The sequence below is a fragment of the Nonomuraea sp. NPDC050643 genome, from assembly GCF_040654715.1.
GTDB lineage: Bacteria > Actinomycetota > Actinomycetes > Streptosporangiales > Streptosporangiaceae > Nonomuraea.
This window is the reverse complement of the sequence record NZ_JBFAIM010000003.1, coordinates 47351-64553: the sequence shown is the minus strand read 5'-3', so window position 1 is coordinate 64553 and position 17203 is coordinate 47351. Positions and strand designations below refer to the sequence as shown.

Genomic DNA, 17203 nt, shown 5'->3' with positions numbered 1-17203 from the left:
GGGAGTTCAGATCAGGTGGCACATGTGTGGCCGGAGGGCACCGAGGTGTTGCCGTTCGGGCGGCTGACCTGGTAGCCGAAGCTCGTCCCGGCGTTCGGCGGCAGTGAGCCGTTGTAGCTCATGTTCCTGGCCGTCACGGTCTGGCCGCTGACCGTCACCGCGGCGTTCCAGGAGCCGGCGAGCGTGTGCCCGGCGGGCAGCGTGAACGTCACCGTGCAGCCCGGTGGCGGCGTTCGCCGGGGCCGCCGGCACGGCGAGGAGGGCCGCCAGGACGGCCAGAGCGGTCAGCAGTGATCTCATGTGCTGCCTTTCACTGAGCCCCGTTGGAACCGCCCCCGCCGCTCCTGCGGCGGGGGCGGGGTCTGGGCTCAAGCGGGGGTGCAGGTGATCGGGTCGGGTGTGGTGGACGTGCCGCTGGCGATGAAGCCGAACGTGGCGCCGGCCCCGGGCGCGAGCGCGCCGTTCCAGCCCTCGTTCCGGACGGTCACCGACGATCCGGACACGGTGTGCTTGCCGCCCCAGAGCTGAGTGATCGTGTTCTGGGAGTTCCAGGCGACCGCCCAGCCGGTGGTCGCCGAGGTGCCGTTGTTCGTGACCGTCACCTCGGCCTGGTACGCGCCGCCCCAGGTGCTCGTCACCTTGTACGCCGCCACGCACCCACCGGTGGGCCCCGGCGTGTCCGTCGTGGTGAACGCCGTGCCCTCGGAGGCCGCCGAGGTGTTGCCCGCCGCGTCCCTGGCCACCACGGTGGCCGTGTAGGACGTGGCAGGGGTGAGCCCGCCCAGGTCGAAGGAGGCGCTCGTGGCCGTGCCCATCTTGGTGGACCCCAGATAGACGTCATAGCCGCTCACGCCCACGTTGTCCGTGGACGCCGTCCAGCTCAGCCGGGCCGTGGAACCCGTGACCGCGGATACCGCGGGCTTGCCCGGCCTGCTGGGCGCCGTCGTGTCAACGACCTCCGGACCCGGCGGCTCACCCCAGATCTTGGTGGCGCCGCTGTAGAGGGTGATGTTCTGGGTGCGCGCCGGCGTCGCGCCGGGCGTCGTGGGGATGTTCCGGTACGACCAGTCGTTGGCCGGGTCCCACGTCCCCGCGCTGGAGATCCTGAACTGCACCTCCCTGCGGTGCTGCGACTGCCCGGCGGGCGCGATGGCCTGCCCCGAGCAGTCGACGCTGACGTAGTACGTGCTGCCGCTCGACTGGTGCAGCGTCGGCGCCTTGCACTGCGTGTAGGCCGACGACACGCTGATCTGCGCGGCCGTCGTGGCGCCGTCGAGCGTGAAGTAGTAGCGGAACGAGCCGTCGGACAGGACCCTGGCGGGCCAGGCCGACTGGTTGCGGACGATCGCCTTGATCTCCGTGAAGGTGCTCCCGGAGGCGTTGACACCCGCCTCGACGAAGATCTCGGGGCCGTCCGGCGTCTCCTGCGCCGGGAACCCCGTCGCGGGCGGGCCGCCGTACTCCCGGTAGAGCCGGGCCAGCGCGCTGGTGAAGCCGGCGTTGTAGTCGGTGGCGACCTCGTTCATGACGTAGTCGTCACGCTTGTCGGTGTAGGCGTCGTTCGGGTCGGGCGGGCCGCCCACGAGCGCGCCGTACAGGGTGTGGCGGGTCTGCTCGGGGCTGGTGAGCTGGTCGGTCCACGAACCGTGCGCCGTGCGGTGATGCGGGTTCCTCGGCGGGTTGGCGCCGAAGCCGATCACGTACGAGGAGTTGCGCGGGTTGTCGCCGAGCGCGTAGTTGATCTGCCGGACCGCGAAGTCGTGGTAGCGGGCCTTACGCGTGGCGTCGGTGATCGAGTCGCTGTGCACGAGGGCCGCGAACGAGGTGTTGGCCGCGTAGCGCAGCGAGCCCCACCGGTCCAGGACGGCCTGGCCGCCCGGCGAATACCTGACCTGCGAGCCGTTGACGCCGACCGTCCACCAGTCGAGCCAGCGGTTGGCGTCGTCCAGGTACTGCTGCCTGCCGGTGAGCTTGTGCAGCAGCACGTACGCGCCGTACGACTTGTCGTCCCAGGCGATCGTCCACTTGTACGACTTCGTCGTGGTCTGCGGCTCGGTGCCCAGGTTGGCGTAGCCGCTCTCGGCCTTGGCCAGGTAGGTGGCGTCGTTCGTGGCCCGGTAGAGCCAGATCGCGCCCCACACCAGCTCGTCGTTGAAGCCGCTCCACGACTGGTAGTAGCCCGAGGCGTCGGTGATGCACTCGCTGTACTTCCTCCTGACCGCGTCGGCGAAGGAGTAGAGCTGCCTGGCGTGCGTCACCAGCGTGTCGGCATAGGCCGGGTTCGTCGGCCGGAAGACCATCGAGGAGGCCGCCATCGCCGCCGCCGTCTCACCCGCCAGGTCCGACCCGCCGCACGAGGCGTCGATCTTGTACGCCGGCCGCGTCATCGCCATCGCCTCGGCCGGGCCCCACCAGGCGTGGTCCGTGCCGCCGTTGCCGACCTGCCCGTAGAGCACGTTCGGCGACGGATGGGCCTTGATGAAGTAGTCGTTGACGAACTTGAGGTTGTTGAGCAGATGCGTGAGCTGGCCCGACGAGGAGTAGGCGTCGCGATACTCGACCGCGCCCCAGGCCAGCATCGTGGCGGAGAACGCCATCGGGAAGCCGAACTTGACGTGGTCGCCCGCGTCGTACCAGCCGCCCGTGAGGTCTGCGCCGACGTCCTTGCCGTCGTTCAGGCCCGAGTCGCCGCGCCAGGAGACGCGGTTCCAGTCGGGCAGCGCGCCCGACTGCTGGGCCTCGTAGAACCACAGCGACTTCTGCAGCGCCTCACCGTAGGCGAAGGCGGGTGCGGCGGCGTGGGCCGCCGGCCCCGCCCCGATCAGGGGCAGGACCAGCGACGCCACGGCTATCAGTGCTGCTTTTCTCACGGGAAGAGCCGCCCGTACTCGGCCAGGGCGACGGCGACGTCCACCTGCGCCCAGAAGCGGTGATAGTTGAAGACCGGTGCGGGACCCGAGCCGTTCAGGAACGCCTGGACCCTCGGCCAGTCCGGGTCGTCCTCGTAGAACGACCTGATCGACAGGAACGTGGAGTTCGAGTTGATCGGGTCGCCGTTGGGCATCTCGCCGCTCCAGCCGGCCGGGACGTACACCGGGTCGTCGATGCGGCGGTAGTCGCCCTTGGTCTCCGGCACCGACACGCCCTCGGCGTCGCGGTTCTCCCAGACGCCGTCGAGCAGCGCCTTGGCCGTGTCACGCGCCTCGGTGTGGTTGGCCCGCGCCGCGTAGTACATCAGCACCTTGGCGTACGCGCCCGCCACGCCCACGTCCTGCGTGTGGTCCACGACGGTCACATGCAGGCCGGGGTTGGCCGGCGGCATGCCGGAGGTGGCGCTGAAGTTGCCCGCGGGCTGGCCCGACCACTGCAGCGTGGACGGGATCTGGTAGCTGCCGTCGGCGTTGATCGTGGTGTTGTCCAGTGCCCACGTCACCCACTTGTCGAGGATGGTCTTGGCGTCGGCGTTGCCGGTGACGTTGTAGAGCTCGGCCACCCGCTCCATCGTCCACGCCTGGAAGCCGAACCACTGGTTCGACGGCGGGTCGTGGTAGACCGGCTGCCAGTCGTAGGTCATGCCGTGGAACTTGGGCAGACCCGACGGCGGGGTGCCGTAGTGGCCGTCCCAGCTATTGGTCGCGCCGCCGGCGATGGCGCCCTCGTTCGACTGCAGCCACTTGTAGAACTGCAGTTGCCTGGTGAGGCTGGTGCTCCAGTCGGCCGCGCCGGTCGCGCTCCTCGGCCGCAGCTCGGTCACGTTGGACAGCGCCCAGGCCGCGAACGGGTTCTGGTAGCCGGAGTGGTTGTGGCTGGAGCCGATGCGCCAGGCCCATCCGGCGTTCGTGTCGGTCGCGCCGCCCCAGGCGTAGTACCAGTTCAGCAGGTACGCGGCCGAGTTCTTGCCACTGCCTGCCGGGCACGACGGGCTGGTGCACCCGGGCTGCTTGAAGTACTTGTCGTACATCGCGTAGCGCAGGTAGTCGCCCATCTTGGCGGCCTTGGCCACGCTGGCCGACACGTCCGCGGCCTTGTTCTGTGCCTTGGCCCAGGTCAGCGCCCAGTAGGCCGCCTGCACCGCGCGGGCGTCGGCGTCAGGGGCGTTGGTGTACTTCCACTGCTTGGCGTAGGAGCCGTCCTGGATGAACAGGTCCAGGTAGCCGTTGGTGCCGCCGTGCGCGAAGGTGTCGCAGGACGGCTGCGGGATCGTCTCGAAGACCGACTCCTCCGGGCCGCGCTGGTAGGTGTTGATGTAGGCGGGCTTGGTCGTGCCGTCACCGCAGCGGCCGAAGCCGTAGGTGTTGTCGACGTCGAGCAGCCAGTGCATGCCGTAGATGTCGCGGGTGCCGTACGCGCTCTGCAGCTCGTTCGCGATCGGGTCGGTGCCCGGGGCCACGTTGGAGTCCATGGCCGACGGGTAGTTGCTGATCTGCAGGTGCTCGGGCGCGTACGTGGCCGGGTCGGACGGGTTGTAGTAGGAGTTCGTCGGCTGGTCGGCGGTGGCCGGGATGATGTACCTCTCCATCACCGCCCACGCGTTGTTGAACTTCGACCAGTCACCGGTGACCTGCCCGTAGGCCGCCTCCAGCCACAGGTAGTAGCTGAACGCCTCGGACGTGGTCTCGTGCCCGTGGTCCGGCGCCTCGACCATGAACGTCTCGATCGAGTGGTACGGCACGCCCTCGGGCGAGAAGTAGCCGTTGGCCGGGTTGTGAAGCTCGTTGTAGAGCTCGACGAAGCGCTGGACGTACTGGTTGTTGCCGCCGACGTCGTCGTCCGCCTCGCTCACGCTCACGTCCACCGGGGTGTATCCGGTGGCGCTCACGCGGAAGACGGCCGAGCCGCTCGTCGTGTCGGTGTCGTTGGCCGCGGCCAACGTCACGTTCTGGACCGTGTTCCAGTTGGACGGGGTGAAGGTCCTGGTGGCGGTGCCGGAGACGGTGAGGTCGGCGTCGCCACTGGCCCGCGCGACGGAGACGGTCACGTTCGAGGAGGGCGCCTGCGACAGGCGTACCCCGAAGCTCGCGGTGCCCGCTTCGGGCACCGACAGGGTGGTCGGGCTGACCACGAGCGCCGGGCCCGTGTTCGGCGAGACCGTGATGCCGACCGGCGACGACGTCGTGGTCAGGCCGGCGTTGTCGGTTGCTCTGGCGGTGATCGAGTAGCTGCCCGCCGCCACGTTCGTCCAGCTGTAGCTGTACGGCGAGGAGGTGTCGGTGCCGAGCAGCGTGGTGCCCTGGTAGAAGTCCACCCTGGTCACGGTGCCGTCGGAGTCGGAGGCGTTCGCCGTGATCGGGACGGTGGCCGGGGCGGTGAACGTCTGGCCGGCGGTCGGCGAGGTCAGCGACACGGTCGGCGCGGAGCCTGGGGCGCCGCCGCAGGTGACCCCGTTCACGCTGAACGAGGCCGGGTTCGGGTTCGTGCCGGTCCAGGTGCCGTTGAAGCCGATGTTGGTGGAGGCGCCGGTGGCCAGGTTCCCGTTCCACGTCATGTTGGTGCCCGTGACGCGGGTGCCGGACTGGCTCCAGTTCGCGCCCCAGCCCGTCGGGGTGTAGCGCTGGCCGGTGGTCGGGAAGTCGAAGCCGAGCGACCAGGACGTCAGGGGGTCACCGGTGTTCCTCAGTGTGATGCTCGCGGTGAATCCGCCCTGGCCGGTGCCCCATTGGTTGGCCGTGTACTGCACGTCGCAGGCCACGGCGGCCTGGGCGGGGGAGGCCGCCACAGCCGTGGTCGCGCCGGCGACGAGGACGAGGGTCGTGGCCACGGCGAGCCGCCTCGATAAGCGCGCCAAGAGGAGAGGAGGTCTGTACTTCACGGGATCTCCATGGGAGTAGGGGTGTGGGAGCGCTCCCAAAGGGGATTGTGGGTGACCTCAGCCGTATGTCAACGGAATGGCATTTCGGTAACCCTCGTGTTTCCTCTCACCAGGCTGCCCGGGATGAAAGTTTCATCCTCGTTCCGAGGCATTCAACGAGCATGCGGGGCGGCGGACGCCTTCTCGACGGCCGCCCGCTGTACATGGCCGGGTACGCGGCTCACCATGGGAGCGCTCCCAGCCACTCGATCCTGGAGATGATCGCTCGTGAGACTCCAACGCGGCCTCCGCAAATGGGCCGTGACCATGACCGCCGCGAGTGTCGCGGCCTTAGGGCTCGTCGTCGGTCAGAGCACCGCCGCGAACGCCGCCGTCGCCTGCGACGTGACCTACACAGCCAACCAGTGGGGCTCAGGCCAAGGTGGTTTCACCGCGAGCATCACACTGAGGAACACCGGTGACCCGCTGACGTCGTGGTCGCTCGGCTTCGACTTCCCGACGACCACACAGAGGTACACCCCGACAGGATGGGGCGCCAACTGGAGCCAGTCCGGCACCCGCGTCACGGGCACGAACATGACGTGGAACGGCAGCCTGGCCACCGGCGCCTCCACCAACATCGGCTTCAACGGCACCTGGACCGGCACGAACCCGAACCCGACCTCGTTCAGCGTCAACAACACCACCTGCGGCGGCACCGGGCCCACGACCCCGTCGGTGGTCACCAGCTCCAGTTCGGTCGCGGTCAACGAGGGCGGCACCGCCACGTTCACGGCCAGGCTCTCCTCCGCTCCCAGCTCGAACGTCACCGTCACCACCGCTCGCACCAGCGGTGACACCGACCTCACCGTCAGCTCGGGCGCCTCACTCACCTTCACGCCGTCCAACTGGAGCACCGCGCAGATGGTGACCCTGGCCGCGGCCCAGGACTCCGACACCGCCTCGGGCACCGCCGCCTTCAGCGTCGGCGGCACCGGCGTCACCGGGGCCACCGTGAACGCGAGCGAGGTGGACGACGACGCCACCGTCGAGCAGTCGATCATCGTCAGCCCGACCGCGGTGACCGTACCTGAGGGCGCCACCGGGACGTACACCGTGCGCCTGGCCGCCCAGCCCTCCGGCAACGTGACCGTCACCTCGGCGGCGGGCAGCGGCGACACCAACCTCACCGTCAGCTCGAGCGCCTCACTCACCTTCACCTCGTCCAACTGGAGCACCCCGCAGACGGTCACCCTGGCCGCCGCGCAGGACTCCGACACGACGAACGGCAGCCGCACCTTCACCGTGGCCTCCACCGGCCTGACCTCCAGAACGGTCACCGCCACCGAGGCCGACGACGACGGCGGCAGCAACCCCACCCACGTCGAGAACCCGTACGCCGGCGCCACCGGCTACGTGAACCCGAACTGGAGCGCCAGGGCCGCGGCCGAGCCCGGCGGTTCGGCGGTCGCCAACACCTCCACCGCCGTGTGGATGGACCGCATCGCGGCCATCGCCGGCTCCTCCTCGGCCATGAGCCTGCGCGCCCACCTGGACGAGGCCGTCAGGCAGGACGCCGCCAACGGCTCCGCGCCGCTGACCATCCAGATCGTCATCTACAACCTGCCGAACCGCGACTGCTCGGCACTCGCCTCCAACGGCGAGCTGCTCATCGCGCAGGACGGCTTCAACCGCTACAAGACCGAGTACATCGACCCGATCGCGGCGATCCTGCGCAGCTCGTCGTACTCCAACCTGCGCATCGTCACGATCATCGAGCCCGACTCGCTGCCGAACCTCGTCACCAACCTCAACGCCTTCGAGAAGTGCCGCGAGGCCAACGGCGCCGGCGGCTACCGCGACGGCGTCCGGTACGCGCTCAACCAGCTCCACGCCATCACCAACGTCTACACCTACATCGACGCCGCCCACCACGCGTGGCTCGGCTGGGACTCGAACTTCACCCCGTCCGTCAACCTCTTCTACGAGACCGTCGCCGGCGCCACCGCCGGGGTGGACAGCGTGGACGGCTTCATCGTCAACACCGCCAACACCTCGGCCACGACCGAGCCGTACTTCACCATCAACACCACGGTGAACGGCACGTCGATCAGGCAGTCCAAGTGGGTGGACTGGAACTGGTACGTGGACGAGCAGAGCTTCGCCACGGCCCTGCGCAACGCCCTGATCGGCAGGGGCTTCAGGCAGGGGCTCGGCATGCTGATCGACACCTCGCGCAACGGCTGGGGCGGCAGTGCCCGCCCGACCGGGCCGAGCACCTCGACGCAGCTTGAGGACTTCGTCAACCAGTCCCGCGTCGACCGCCGCATCCACGCCGGCAACTGGTGCAACCAGAACGGCGCCGGCATGGGCGCACGGCCGACCGCCAACCCGGCCGCCGGCTTCGACGCCTACGTCTGGATCAAGCCTCCGGGCGAGTCCGACGGCGCCAGCCGGGACATCCCGAACGACGAGGGCAAGAAGTTCGACCGGATGTGCGACCCGACCTACACCGGCAACAGCCTCAACGGCAACAACATGTCGGGCGCGCTGCCTGACGCCCCGCTGTCGGGCCAGTGGTTCTCGGCCCAGTTCAGGCAGTTGCTGCAGAACGCCTACCCGCCCATCAACTGAAAGGACCCGGCCGGCCGGGGACCCGCCTGACCAGGACCCCCGGCCGGCCAGAGGGACCCGCCTGACCCGGGCCCCTCAGCCACCGGAAAGGGGCCCGGGCCACGCGCCCGAGCCCCTTTCCCCACCCACCCGAGGTGCGCGTACCCACGAAGCCCGCGCCCGAGAGCGGCCCTCCCCCACCCAAAAGAACCCCGCCGAAGTACGGCGGGTGACGCCGGGAAGGGGGTTACCGGCGGTGGGCGCGGCGCCAGTCTGAGACGACCTGGTCCACGTCGTAAGGCATGAGGTTGAGCGGCGGCCCCGACAACCCCGTCCTGATCGCCTCCCGGATCCGGTGGTTGATCTCCTCGACGATCCGCCGGGCCTCGGTCTCGGACCTGGCCCCGCGCGCCTCGGCCAGCGCCCGCTCAGCCTCCTTGCGCAGCGCCAGCGTGGGCGGCAGCGGCATCGAGAGCCCCTCGCTCTCGATCTTCTGCTTGATCCACCACATCTCGTCGAGATGCCGGTCGAGCCCCGGCAGCGGCTTGCCCTTGCCCGGCAGGTCGTCGAACTCCCCCCGCTCCTCGGCCTCGCGGATCTGCCGATCGATCCAGGTCTCGAAGGGAAGCCCGACAGGCTTGCGATCGCTCACGCAGCGCTCTCCTCACGCCAGGTTGTGACTGGGGGCCACCGGGCCGCGCCAGCCCAGCACGGCCTCGGTCATGCGTACGGACGCGACCGTCGCGGCCACGTCGTGCACACGCAGGATGCGGGCGCCTTTGAGGATGGAGACCACGTTGGCGGCGATCGTGCCCTCTTTCCGCTCCCCCTGGGGCCGGTCGAGGGTCTCCCCGATGAAGTCCTTGTTGGACAGCGCCACCAGCGTCGGATATCCGATCGCGGTGATCTCCTCGAGCCGGCGCGTCAGCTCGAGTGAGTGGAAGGTGTTCTTGTTCAGGTCGTGCCCGGGGTCAATGATGATCTTGTCGGCCGCGATGCCACCCTCCAGCGCGAAGGACACCCGCTCGCGCAGATAGTCCGCCACCTCGGACACCACGTCGTCGTAGCTCGGCCGGAAGACCCGCTTGCCGGGCCCGCCGAGGCTGTGTGTGACGATCACCACCGCGCCCGTCCGGGCCGCGACCTCGGCCATGCCGGGCTCGCGCAGGCCGTTGGTGTCGTTGATGACGTCGGCCCCCGCCTCGATGGCCGCCGCGGCCACCTCGGGCCGGTGGGTGTCGACGGAGATCACGGCGTCGGTCGCGGCTCTCACGTGGGCGATGACCGGGGCCACCCGGTCGATCTCCTCCGCCACGCCGATCCGTGTCTGGGCGGCGCTGAAGGCGAACCCGCCGATGTCCACCCAGTCGGCCCCTTCGTCCACGGCCTTCGTCGCGGCGGCGACCGCGTGGTCGAGCTCGTAGGTGCGGCCCTGGTCGTGGAAGGAGTTGGGGGTCCTGTTGACGATGGCCATGACGGCGATCTGGCGGTCGAAATCGAACTCCCGCCGCCCGATGCGCCGGACGGGAGAGATGATTCCGGAGGAAAGCCGCGCGCCGCTCACGGTCCGAGCCTACCTGCGACCCGGCCAGGTCAGACAGCGCGGGAACCGCCGGGGATTCAGGCGGTGAAACGGCCGAACGGATGTCCGCCGGAGGCCGTCACCCTGATGCGCCGCATGGCGCCGCGGGTGCCGCCGTGATCGGGGCCGGTGGGTAAGCGCATGGTGAGCCGGACGGTGGTGCCGCCGGGCCCGGTGTGGAAGTCGGCCGCGTCGCACAACCGCCGGATCAGGTAGATCCCCCGGCCCGTGTAGGACTGGTCGGACGGCCGGTTGCCCCCGTTGACGTAGGCGTCGGGGATGCCCGAGCCGTGGTCGCTCGTCTCGGAGCGGATGACACCGTCGACCGTCCACAGGCGGAAGTGCCCGTGCCCGCCGGCGTGTTCGACGGCGTTGACGACGCTTTCGTGCACGGCCAGGACGAAGTCGTCCAGCCTGGGCCCGTGCAGTCCGGAGTTCTCGGCATGTTCGGCGACCGCACGACGCAGCTTCGTGACGTCGATGAGGCTGAAGGGCTGGGTCAGTAGCGTGCGCATGGCAGCGTCCTCCAGCCGGCGCGCAGAGTACATGGGCATCGCGCATTCACGAGAGAGGTGTGAGTGAAGGGCCCCCTGGGAAACGGCCCCGTCCCGGTGGTCCATGCGCCCCTCCGTGTCTCGGTGACACGTAGGCCGCGCTTCTGGACCACACGTGTTGTCCCTCTTCCCCGGCGAAGGGGAATTACACGCGGTCACCGAATTACTGGCGGCCTCCCATGCCGGTGGCGAGTTCTCGCACCCGGTCGATGGGCCCTCCGTCCGGGGCCAGCGGCGGGGTGTCCATGCCGGCGCCGTCGTGCAGCCCGTCGAACAGCTCCCGCATGGCCTCCCAGGACGAGTGCCGCGGCGTCCAGCCGAGCACGTCCCTGGCCCTGTCGATCTTCATGACGGGGACGCGCAGCGCCAGTTCCAGCAGCCCCGGCGAGGCGGGGACGAGGCGCAGGTGCCAGCCCGCGGCCATGGCCGCCCTGGCCATCCGCCGCGAGACCGGCACGATCCGGGCGTCGAGCAGCTTGGCCAGGTCCTGCGCGTCGAGCACGGGCTCCGCGGCGATGTTGAACGGCCCCTTGACGGGCCTGGTGACGGCCAGCCGGTACGCCTCCGCCGCGTCGTCGGCGTGCAGCACCTGCAGCCGCAGCCCGGGGATGTCCGGCACGAACGGCACCCGCCCGGCCTTGATCAGCCGCCGTGGCACGAACGGCCCCCCGAACAGCCTGCGCTGCTCGGTCGCGGCCGCCCGCTGGAAGATGAAGCCCGGCCGCATGCGCACCACCCTGATGCCCGGGTGGTCGTGCTCGAAGACGTCGAGCACCCGCTCCACGTACGCCTTCTCCCGCCCGTACGCGGCCCCCGGCCAGCCGTGGGTGGGCCAGCTCTCGTCCACCGCCCGGTCCTTGGGCCCCGGCGAGTAGGCCCCCACGGACGAGGCGTGGACCAGCGCGGACACACCGGCCTCCGCCGCCGCGCGGAACACCCGCATGCTGCCCAGCACGTTCGCCCGCCAGGTGATCACCGGATCCCTGGTCGGCTGGAACAGCCACGCGAGGTGCACGACCGCGTCGGCCCCGTCGAAGATCCGGACCAGGTCGGCGGTCGCGACGTCGGCCTGTCGCCAGTCGGTGCGGTCGATCCGCCAGCCGGGCAGGCGGCGGGCGACCCCCACGATCGAGGTCACGTCGTCGTCCGCGGCCAGCGCGCGCACCACGCTGGTGCCGACGTTCCCGGTAGCTCCCACCACAACGACTCTCATGGCTGCACCGCTGCCCGCCTCCCAGGCCGCGAAACCCCTGTGACCTGGCATATTACGGCTTCAGCAGGATCTTCACCGCCCCGTCGGCCTTCTTCTGGAACATCTCGTACGCCATGGGCGCCTGCTCGAGCGGCACGCGATGGGTGGTCAGGTCCATGACCCCGAGCGGATCGCAGTCGTCGCCGACCAGCGGCATGAGCGCGCTGATCCAGCGCTTGACGTGGGCCTGGCCCATGCGCAACGTGATGCCCCGGTCGAACATGCGCAGCATGGGCAGCGGGTCGGTCATGCCGCCGTAGACGCCGACGACCGAGATGACGCCGCCGCGGCGGACGGAGTCGATGGCCTGGCTGAGCGCCGCCAGGCGGTCGATGCCCGCGTTGGTCATCAGCGGCGCGGCCACCGCTCCGGGCAGCAGTCCGGTGAGCGTCTGGGCGATCTTGGCGGCGGGCGAGCCGTGGGCCTCCATGCCGACCGCGTCGATGACCGAGTCGGTGCCGCGCCCCGCCGTACGGTGGCGGATCTCCTCCGGCACGTCGGAGATCTCGCTCGCGTCGATGACCTCGATGCCGTGGCGGCGGGCCATCTCCAGGCGGGCGTGGACGCCGTCCACGCCGATCACCCGGTGGCCGAGGTGGTGGGCGATGCGGGCGCTCATCTGGCCGATGGGGCCGAGCCCGAAGACGGTGACGCTGCCGCCGTCGGGGACGTGGGCGTACTGCACGGCCTGCCACGCGGTCGGGAGCACGTCGGACAGGTACACGAAGCGCTCGTCCGGCGGGCCGTCCGGCACCTTGATCGGGCCGAACTGCGCCTCGGGCACCCGCAGGTACTCGGCCTGACCGCCGGGGACGCGGCCGTAGAGCTTGGTGTAGCCGAACAGGGCGGCGCCCATGCCCTGCTCGCGTACCTGGGTCGTCTCGCACTGCGCGTACAGCTCCATCCCGCACATGTGGCAGTGGCCGCACGCGATGTTGAACGGGATGACCACGCGGTCGCCGGGCTTGAGGTTGCCGATCGCGGACCCGACCTCCTCGACGACCCCCATGGCCTCGTGCCCGAGGATGTCGCCCTCGGCCATGAACGGCCCCAGGACCTCGTACAGGTGCAGGTCGGAACCGCAGATCCCGGTGCTCGTCACCCGGATGACGGCGTCGTTGGGCTCCTTGATGGCCGGATCGGCGACCTCCTCGACCCGTACGTCACGCTTGCCGTGCCAGGTGACTGCCTTCATGCTGGTCTCCTCACTAGCAGAGCACAAAAGGCGCATACCCCCACATAGCGCATCAAACTGGAGAGTCCATGGTCGAGCGCACCCCCCTCACCCCCGACGAGGCGATCCGATTCCACCGCAGCATGTCCGAGTGGCTCGCCAAGGAGCTGATCGAGAAGGGGTCGGTACGCCTGTCCGCCGTCGAGGACCCCGCGCTCCAGCGCCACTTCCAGGAGGTCGCGCACCGGGTCGGCGAGATGACGCGGCGGCCGGTGACCAGCATGGCGAGCAGCCGCGGCATGACGTTCGAGCTCGGCCCGGAGCAACTGCCCGGCCAGGGGCGCTCCGGCATCACCCCGTGACCGGGGTCTTCTGACACGACCACTCCTCGCACCGGGGCCCGCCGACCGGCCCCGGTGACCCAGCGCGCCGCCGCGCGCCCCACGCCCGCGCCCGCATGACGGGCGGGCGACGATCTCCCAAGGCCACCCGCCTCCCAAGGCCGCCCGCCGGCTTGACCGTGCCCCGCGTCAGCGACCCGGTGCCGAGTCCTTCATGACACCCCCGGGCGATGGGGCTGCTGTGGCAAAAGAAGCCTGGAGATACCCAAGAGACTTTACACGCTCCGTATTCAATGAATAACTATTGGTAGTGACCGACTCCCCGAAGGAGCCGCGCGAATGCCGGTGAGCTTCACTCAGCACTACCTTGGATCACGCATCGACCAGCGTCTGGCTCTCTTCCTGGAGTCCTGGCGGGCCCCCGTTTCCGACCCCGGCGTCGAAGCGGCCTACGGCCTGCTGACCGACTTCATCCTCGGCGGCGGCAAGCGCATCAGGCCGCAGCTCTGCTACTGGGGCTGGCGCGGCGCCGGCGGTGACGACTCCGAGGAGATCATCAGCGCGGCCGCGGCCCTGGAGCTGTGCCACGCGGGGCTGCTCATCCACGACGACATCATGGACGGCAGCGAGCTGCGTCGTGGCCGGACCACCGTGCACAAGAACCTCGCGGGGCTGCACGAGGGGCCGGGCGCGGAGGCGTTCGGGCAAGCGGGCGGCATCCTGCTCGGCTCGCTCAGCCTGGCCTGGTCCGACGCCCTGCTGTCGTCGTGCGGGGTGGAACCGGCGCGGCTGCGCGCCGCGCACCACCTGTTCGACGCCATGCGCACCGAGGTCATCAGCGGCCAGTACCTCGACATCCTCGCCCAGCTCCGCTCGGGGGCGAGCGTGCCGGAGGCGCTGATGATGATCCGCTTCAAGACGGCCAAATACACCGTCGAACGGCCGCTGCAGATCGGCGGCGCGCTGGCCGGGGCCTCCTCCGAGTTGCTGGAGTCCTACTCGCGCTTCGGGCTGCCGCTGGGCGAGGCCTTCCAGTTGCGCGACGACGTGCTCGGCACCTTCGGCTCGTCGTCGGAGACCGGCAAGTCGGCGCTCGACGACCTGCGGGAGGGCAAGCACACGGTGCTGTTCGCGCACGCCGTGCAGCAGGCCTCGCGCGCCCAGCTCGACCACCTCAGGACCTGGCACGGCAACCCCGAGCTGACCGAGGAGCGCGCCGCGGAGCTGCGGCAGATCATGACCGAGACGGGCGCGCTGGGCAGGGTCGAGGAAATGATCGAAGAACGCGTGCGCGAGTCCGTGGCGGCACTGGCCGCGGCGCAGATCAAACCGGAGGCCGCGAACGCGCTCACCCTCCTGGCCGATCGGCTCGCCCACCGCACCAAGTAGAGGGATTCCTCATGGGTCGGATACTTCTCGCGGCGCCGCGCGGCTACTGCGCGGGCGTCGAACGCGCGATCATCACCGTGGAGGAGGCGCTGAAACGCTTCGGTCCACCGGTCTACGTGCGCAAACAGATCGTTCACAACACGTTCGTGGTCGACGACCTCACCAGGCGCGGCGCGGTCTTCGTCGAGGAGCTCGACGAGGTCCCCGACGGCTCGCTGGTCGTCTTCTCCGCCCACGGCGTCTCACCTGCGGTCAAGGAGGAGGCCGGGCTGCGCGGGCTGCGGACGATCGACGCCACCTGCCCGCTGGTCACGAAGGTCCACAAAGAGGCCGCGCGGATGGCCGAGGCCGGCTACGAGATCGTGCTCATCGGCCACGCCGAGCACGAGGAGGTCGAGGGCACGCTCGGCGAGGCCCCCGACCGCATCCAGGTCGTCGACCCGGCCAGGCCGCAGGAGGCGACGACCGGCGGCTCCGGACGGGTGACCTGGCTGTCACAGACCACGCTGGCCGTCGACGAGACCATGCGGGCCGTCGCCGACCTGCGCGAACGCTTCCCCGGGCTGGTCGACCCGCCCAGCGACGACATCTGCTACGCCAGCCAGAACCGCCAGGAGGCGGTCACCCGGATCGCCCCGCGGTGCGAGCTGGTCATCGTCGTGGGCTCGGCCAACTCCTCCAACTCCCAGCGACTGGTGGAGGTCGCGCTCAACGCGGGCGCGGACGCGGCCTACCTGGTCGACCGGGCCGCCGATGCCGATGAGGGGTGGCTGAGCGGTGTGGAGACCGTCGGGGTCAGCTCCGGCGCCTCCGTACCGGAAGGGCTGGTCGGTGAATTACTCGACTGGCTCGCCGCCCGTGGCTACGCCGACGTCGAGTCGGTGACCTTGACCGAGGAGACCCTCACGTTCTCGCTTCCGCCAGAACTCCGATCCTCCCGCGACCCCCGCTAGACCCCATACCGAGATTGGTGGTGCAGCACGATGACCGAAACGACGCACTCGACCGCCCCTGAGAACGGCAATGGCAACGGGCAGCTCAGCCTCAGCACGGATGCCGCCAGACAACTCTCGACCACGACCAAGACGCCGCCGCAGATGCAGGAGATCACCTCGCGGTGGTTGCTGCGGCTGCTCCCGTGGGTGCAGTGCGCCGGAGGCGTTTTCCGGGTCAACCGGCGGCTGACGTACACGCTGGGCGACGGCCGCATCACCTTCAGCACGACGGGCTCCGACGTCCGGGTCATCCCGGCCGAGCTCACCGAGTTGCCCATGTTGCGCGGCTTCGCCGACATGGACGTGCTCGAAGCGCTGGCCGACCGTTTCCAGCAGCGCGAGATCGAGCAGGGCGAGAAGATCGTCTCTGAGGGTCGCCCCGCCGACCAGCTCGTGCTCATCGCCCACGGCCGCGTGGCCAAGATCGCCAGCGGCGCGTACGGCGACGAGCAGAACCTCGGTGTGCTGGCCGACGGCGACCATCTGGGCGAGCAGACCCTGACCGACGGCGGCGAGTTCGGCTTCAGCGCCCACGCCAAGACGCCCACCACCGTGCTCACGCTCTCCCGCCAGGACTTCGACCAGATCACCGAGCGCGCGCCCCATCTGCGCGAGCACATCGAGCGCTGGCGCACCAGCGGTGACCGCGCCCAGAACGCCTACGGTGAGGCCGCGATCGACATGTCCTCCGGTCACGTCGGCGAGGCCGTGCTGCCCGGCACGTTCGTGGACTACGAGCAGAGCCCCCGCGAGTACGAACTGAGCGTCGCCCAGACGGTCCTGCGCGTGCACAGCCGGGTCTCCGACCTGTACAACCAGCCGATGAGCCAGCTCGACCAGCAGCTCCGCCTCACGATCGAGGCCCTGCGCGAGCGCCAGGAGGACGAGCTGGTCAACAACAAGGAGTTCGGCCTGCTGCACAACGCCGACTTCGGCCAGCGCATCCGCACCCGCTCCGGCCCGCCCACCCCCGACGACCTCGACGACCTGCTGGCCACGGTGTGGAAGGAGCCGGCGTTCTTCCTGGCCCACCCGCAGGCCATCGCCGCGTTCGGCAGGGAGTGCAGCAAGCGCGGCATCTACCCGCAGTCCAGCGAGGTCAACGGGCACCGGGTGCCGGCCTGGCGGGGCGTGCCGATCTTCCCGTGCAACAAGATCCCGGTCACCGGGCAGCGCACGACCTCGATCATGCTCATGCGCACCGGCCAGGAGAACCAGGGCGTCATCGGGCTGCACCAGACCGGCATCCCCGACGAGTACCAGCCCAGCCTGTCCGTGCGGTTCATGAACATCAACGAGAAGGCCGTCATCTCCTACCTGGTCAGCGCCTACTACTCGGCCGCCGTCCTGGTGCCCGACGCGCTCGGCGTGCTGGAGGACATCGAGCTCGGCAGGAACGGCTAACCGCGTTCCCCGCACGTCGCCACGACCGCTCCCGCCGCACTCCGGCGGGGGCGCACCTTTGGGAGGCGAGCACGTGGGCGACGGGACAAGCAGGGTCTGTCAGGTGCAACG

13 protein-coding genes are annotated in these 17203 nt (G+C 69.9%); 5 read left to right on the top strand and 8 right to left on the bottom strand.

Annotated elements, in window-relative coordinates; genetic code table 11:
* Positions 1-11: 11 nt before the first annotated feature.
* The 3 genes from AB0I15_RS04510 to AB0I15_RS04500 form a co-directional block, all read right to left on the bottom strand.
* Positions 12-212, bottom strand: a complete 201-nt coding sequence (locus tag AB0I15_RS04510) for a cellulose binding domain-containing protein (protein WP_358090028.1) — start codon at positions 210-212, stop codon at positions 12-14.
* Between the two features lie 156 nt (positions 213-368).
* Positions 369-2870 carry a glycoside hydrolase family 9 protein gene (locus tag AB0I15_RS04505; RefSeq protein ID WP_358090025.1) on the bottom strand — a complete coding sequence of 834 codons (2502 nt, stop codon included), beginning with the start codon at positions 2868-2870 and terminating at the stop codon, positions 369-371.
* Positions 2867-5758, bottom strand: coding sequence for a glycoside hydrolase family 48 protein (locus AB0I15_RS04500; RefSeq protein ID WP_358090022.1), 2892 nt, complete (start codon positions 5756-5758; stop codon positions 2867-2869). Before AB0I15_RS04500 ends, AB0I15_RS04505 begins: the two co-directional genes overlap by 4 nt.
* Positions 5759-6115: 357 nt before the next feature.
* Between AB0I15_RS04500 and AB0I15_RS04495 the strand changes: the two genes are divergently transcribed.
* On the top strand, positions 6116-8422 hold the full coding sequence (locus AB0I15_RS04495) for a glycoside hydrolase family 6 protein (RefSeq protein WP_358090019.1): 2307 nt from the start codon (positions 6116-6118) through the stop codon (positions 8420-8422).
* Between the two features lie 226 nt (positions 8423-8648).
* Here the strand turns inward: AB0I15_RS04495 and AB0I15_RS04490 are convergent, their stop codons facing one another.
* The 5 genes from AB0I15_RS04490 to AB0I15_RS04470 all read right to left on the bottom strand — a co-directional run bounded on the left by AB0I15_RS04490 (position 8649) and on the right by AB0I15_RS04470 (position 12984).
* Positions 8649-9053, bottom strand: a complete 405-nt coding sequence (locus AB0I15_RS04490; protein ID WP_358090016.1) for a DUF1992 domain-containing protein — start codon at positions 9051-9053, stop codon at positions 8649-8651.
* 12 nt (positions 9054-9065) lie between these two features.
* Complete coding sequence (folP, locus tag AB0I15_RS04485; RefSeq protein WP_358090013.1) at positions 9066-9965, bottom strand: dihydropteroate synthase; 900 nt, start codon at positions 9963-9965, stop codon at positions 9066-9068.
* Positions 9966-10021: 56 nt separating this feature from the next.
* Positions 10022-10498 carry an ATP-binding protein gene (locus tag AB0I15_RS04480; RefSeq protein WP_358090010.1) on the bottom strand — a complete coding sequence of 159 codons (477 nt, stop codon included), beginning with the start codon at positions 10496-10498 and terminating at the stop codon, positions 10022-10024.
* Between the two features lie 202 nt (positions 10499-10700).
* Complete coding sequence (locus AB0I15_RS04475) at positions 10701-11750, bottom strand: NAD-dependent epimerase/dehydratase family protein (protein WP_358090007.1); 1050 nt, start codon at positions 11748-11750, stop codon at positions 10701-10703.
* A gap of 52 nt (positions 11751-11802) precedes the next feature.
* Positions 11803-12984 carry a zinc-dependent alcohol dehydrogenase gene (locus tag AB0I15_RS04470; protein ID WP_358090004.1) on the bottom strand — a complete coding sequence of 394 codons (1182 nt, stop codon included), beginning with the start codon at positions 12982-12984 and terminating at the stop codon, positions 11803-11805.
* Positions 12985-13052: 68 nt separating this feature from the next.
* Here AB0I15_RS04470 and AB0I15_RS04465 point away from each other — a divergent pair, with 68 nt between their 5' ends.
* The 4 genes from AB0I15_RS04465 (at position 13053) to AB0I15_RS04450 (ending at position 17092) form a co-directional block, all read left to right on the top strand.
* Entirely contained in the window at positions 13053-13325 is a 273-nt protein-coding gene (locus AB0I15_RS04465; RefSeq protein WP_358090001.1) for a hypothetical protein, read from the top strand.
* Between the two features lie 324 nt (positions 13326-13649).
* Complete coding sequence (locus AB0I15_RS04460; RefSeq protein ID WP_358089998.1) at positions 13650-14693, top strand: polyprenyl synthetase family protein; 1044 nt, start codon at positions 13650-13652, stop codon at positions 14691-14693.
* A 20-nt stretch (positions 14694-14713) separates the two neighbouring features.
* Positions 14714-15646, top strand: coding sequence for a 4-hydroxy-3-methylbut-2-enyl diphosphate reductase (locus AB0I15_RS04455; RefSeq protein ID WP_358090754.1), 933 nt, complete (start codon positions 14714-14716; stop codon positions 15644-15646).
* Positions 15647-15676: 30 nt separating this feature from the next.
* Positions 15677-17092: a family 2B encapsulin nanocompartment shell protein gene (locus AB0I15_RS04450; RefSeq protein WP_358089995.1), complete on the top strand. Its 1416-nt coding sequence runs from the start codon at positions 15677-15679 to the stop codon at positions 17090-17092.
* The last annotated feature ends 111 nt before the right edge of the window (positions 17093-17203 follow it).

Bases quoted from the DNA above. Each gene is read 5' to 3' on its own strand.
- AB0I15_RS04465 (WP_358090001.1), top strand. From the start codon at position 13,053: ATGGTCGAGCGCACCCCCCTCACCCCCGACGAGGCGATCCGATTCCAC.
- AB0I15_RS04470 (WP_358090004.1), bottom strand. From the start codon at position 12,984: ATGAAGGCAGTCACCTGGCACGGCAAGCGTGACGTACGGGTCGAGGAG.
- AB0I15_RS04480 (WP_358090010.1), bottom strand. From the start codon at position 10,498: ATGCGCACGCTACTGACCCAGCCCTTCAGCCTCATCGACGTCACGAAG.
- AB0I15_RS04450 (WP_358089995.1), top strand. From the start codon at position 15,677: ATGACCGAAACGACGCACTCGACCGCCCCTGAGAACGGCAATGGCAAC.
- AB0I15_RS04475 (WP_358090007.1), bottom strand. From the start codon at position 11,750: ATGAGAGTCGTTGTGGTGGGAGCTACCGGGAACGTCGGCACCAGCGTG.
- AB0I15_RS04495 (WP_358090019.1), top strand. From the start codon at position 6,116: ATGACCGCCGCGAGTGTCGCGGCCTTAGGGCTCGTCGTCGGTCAGAGC.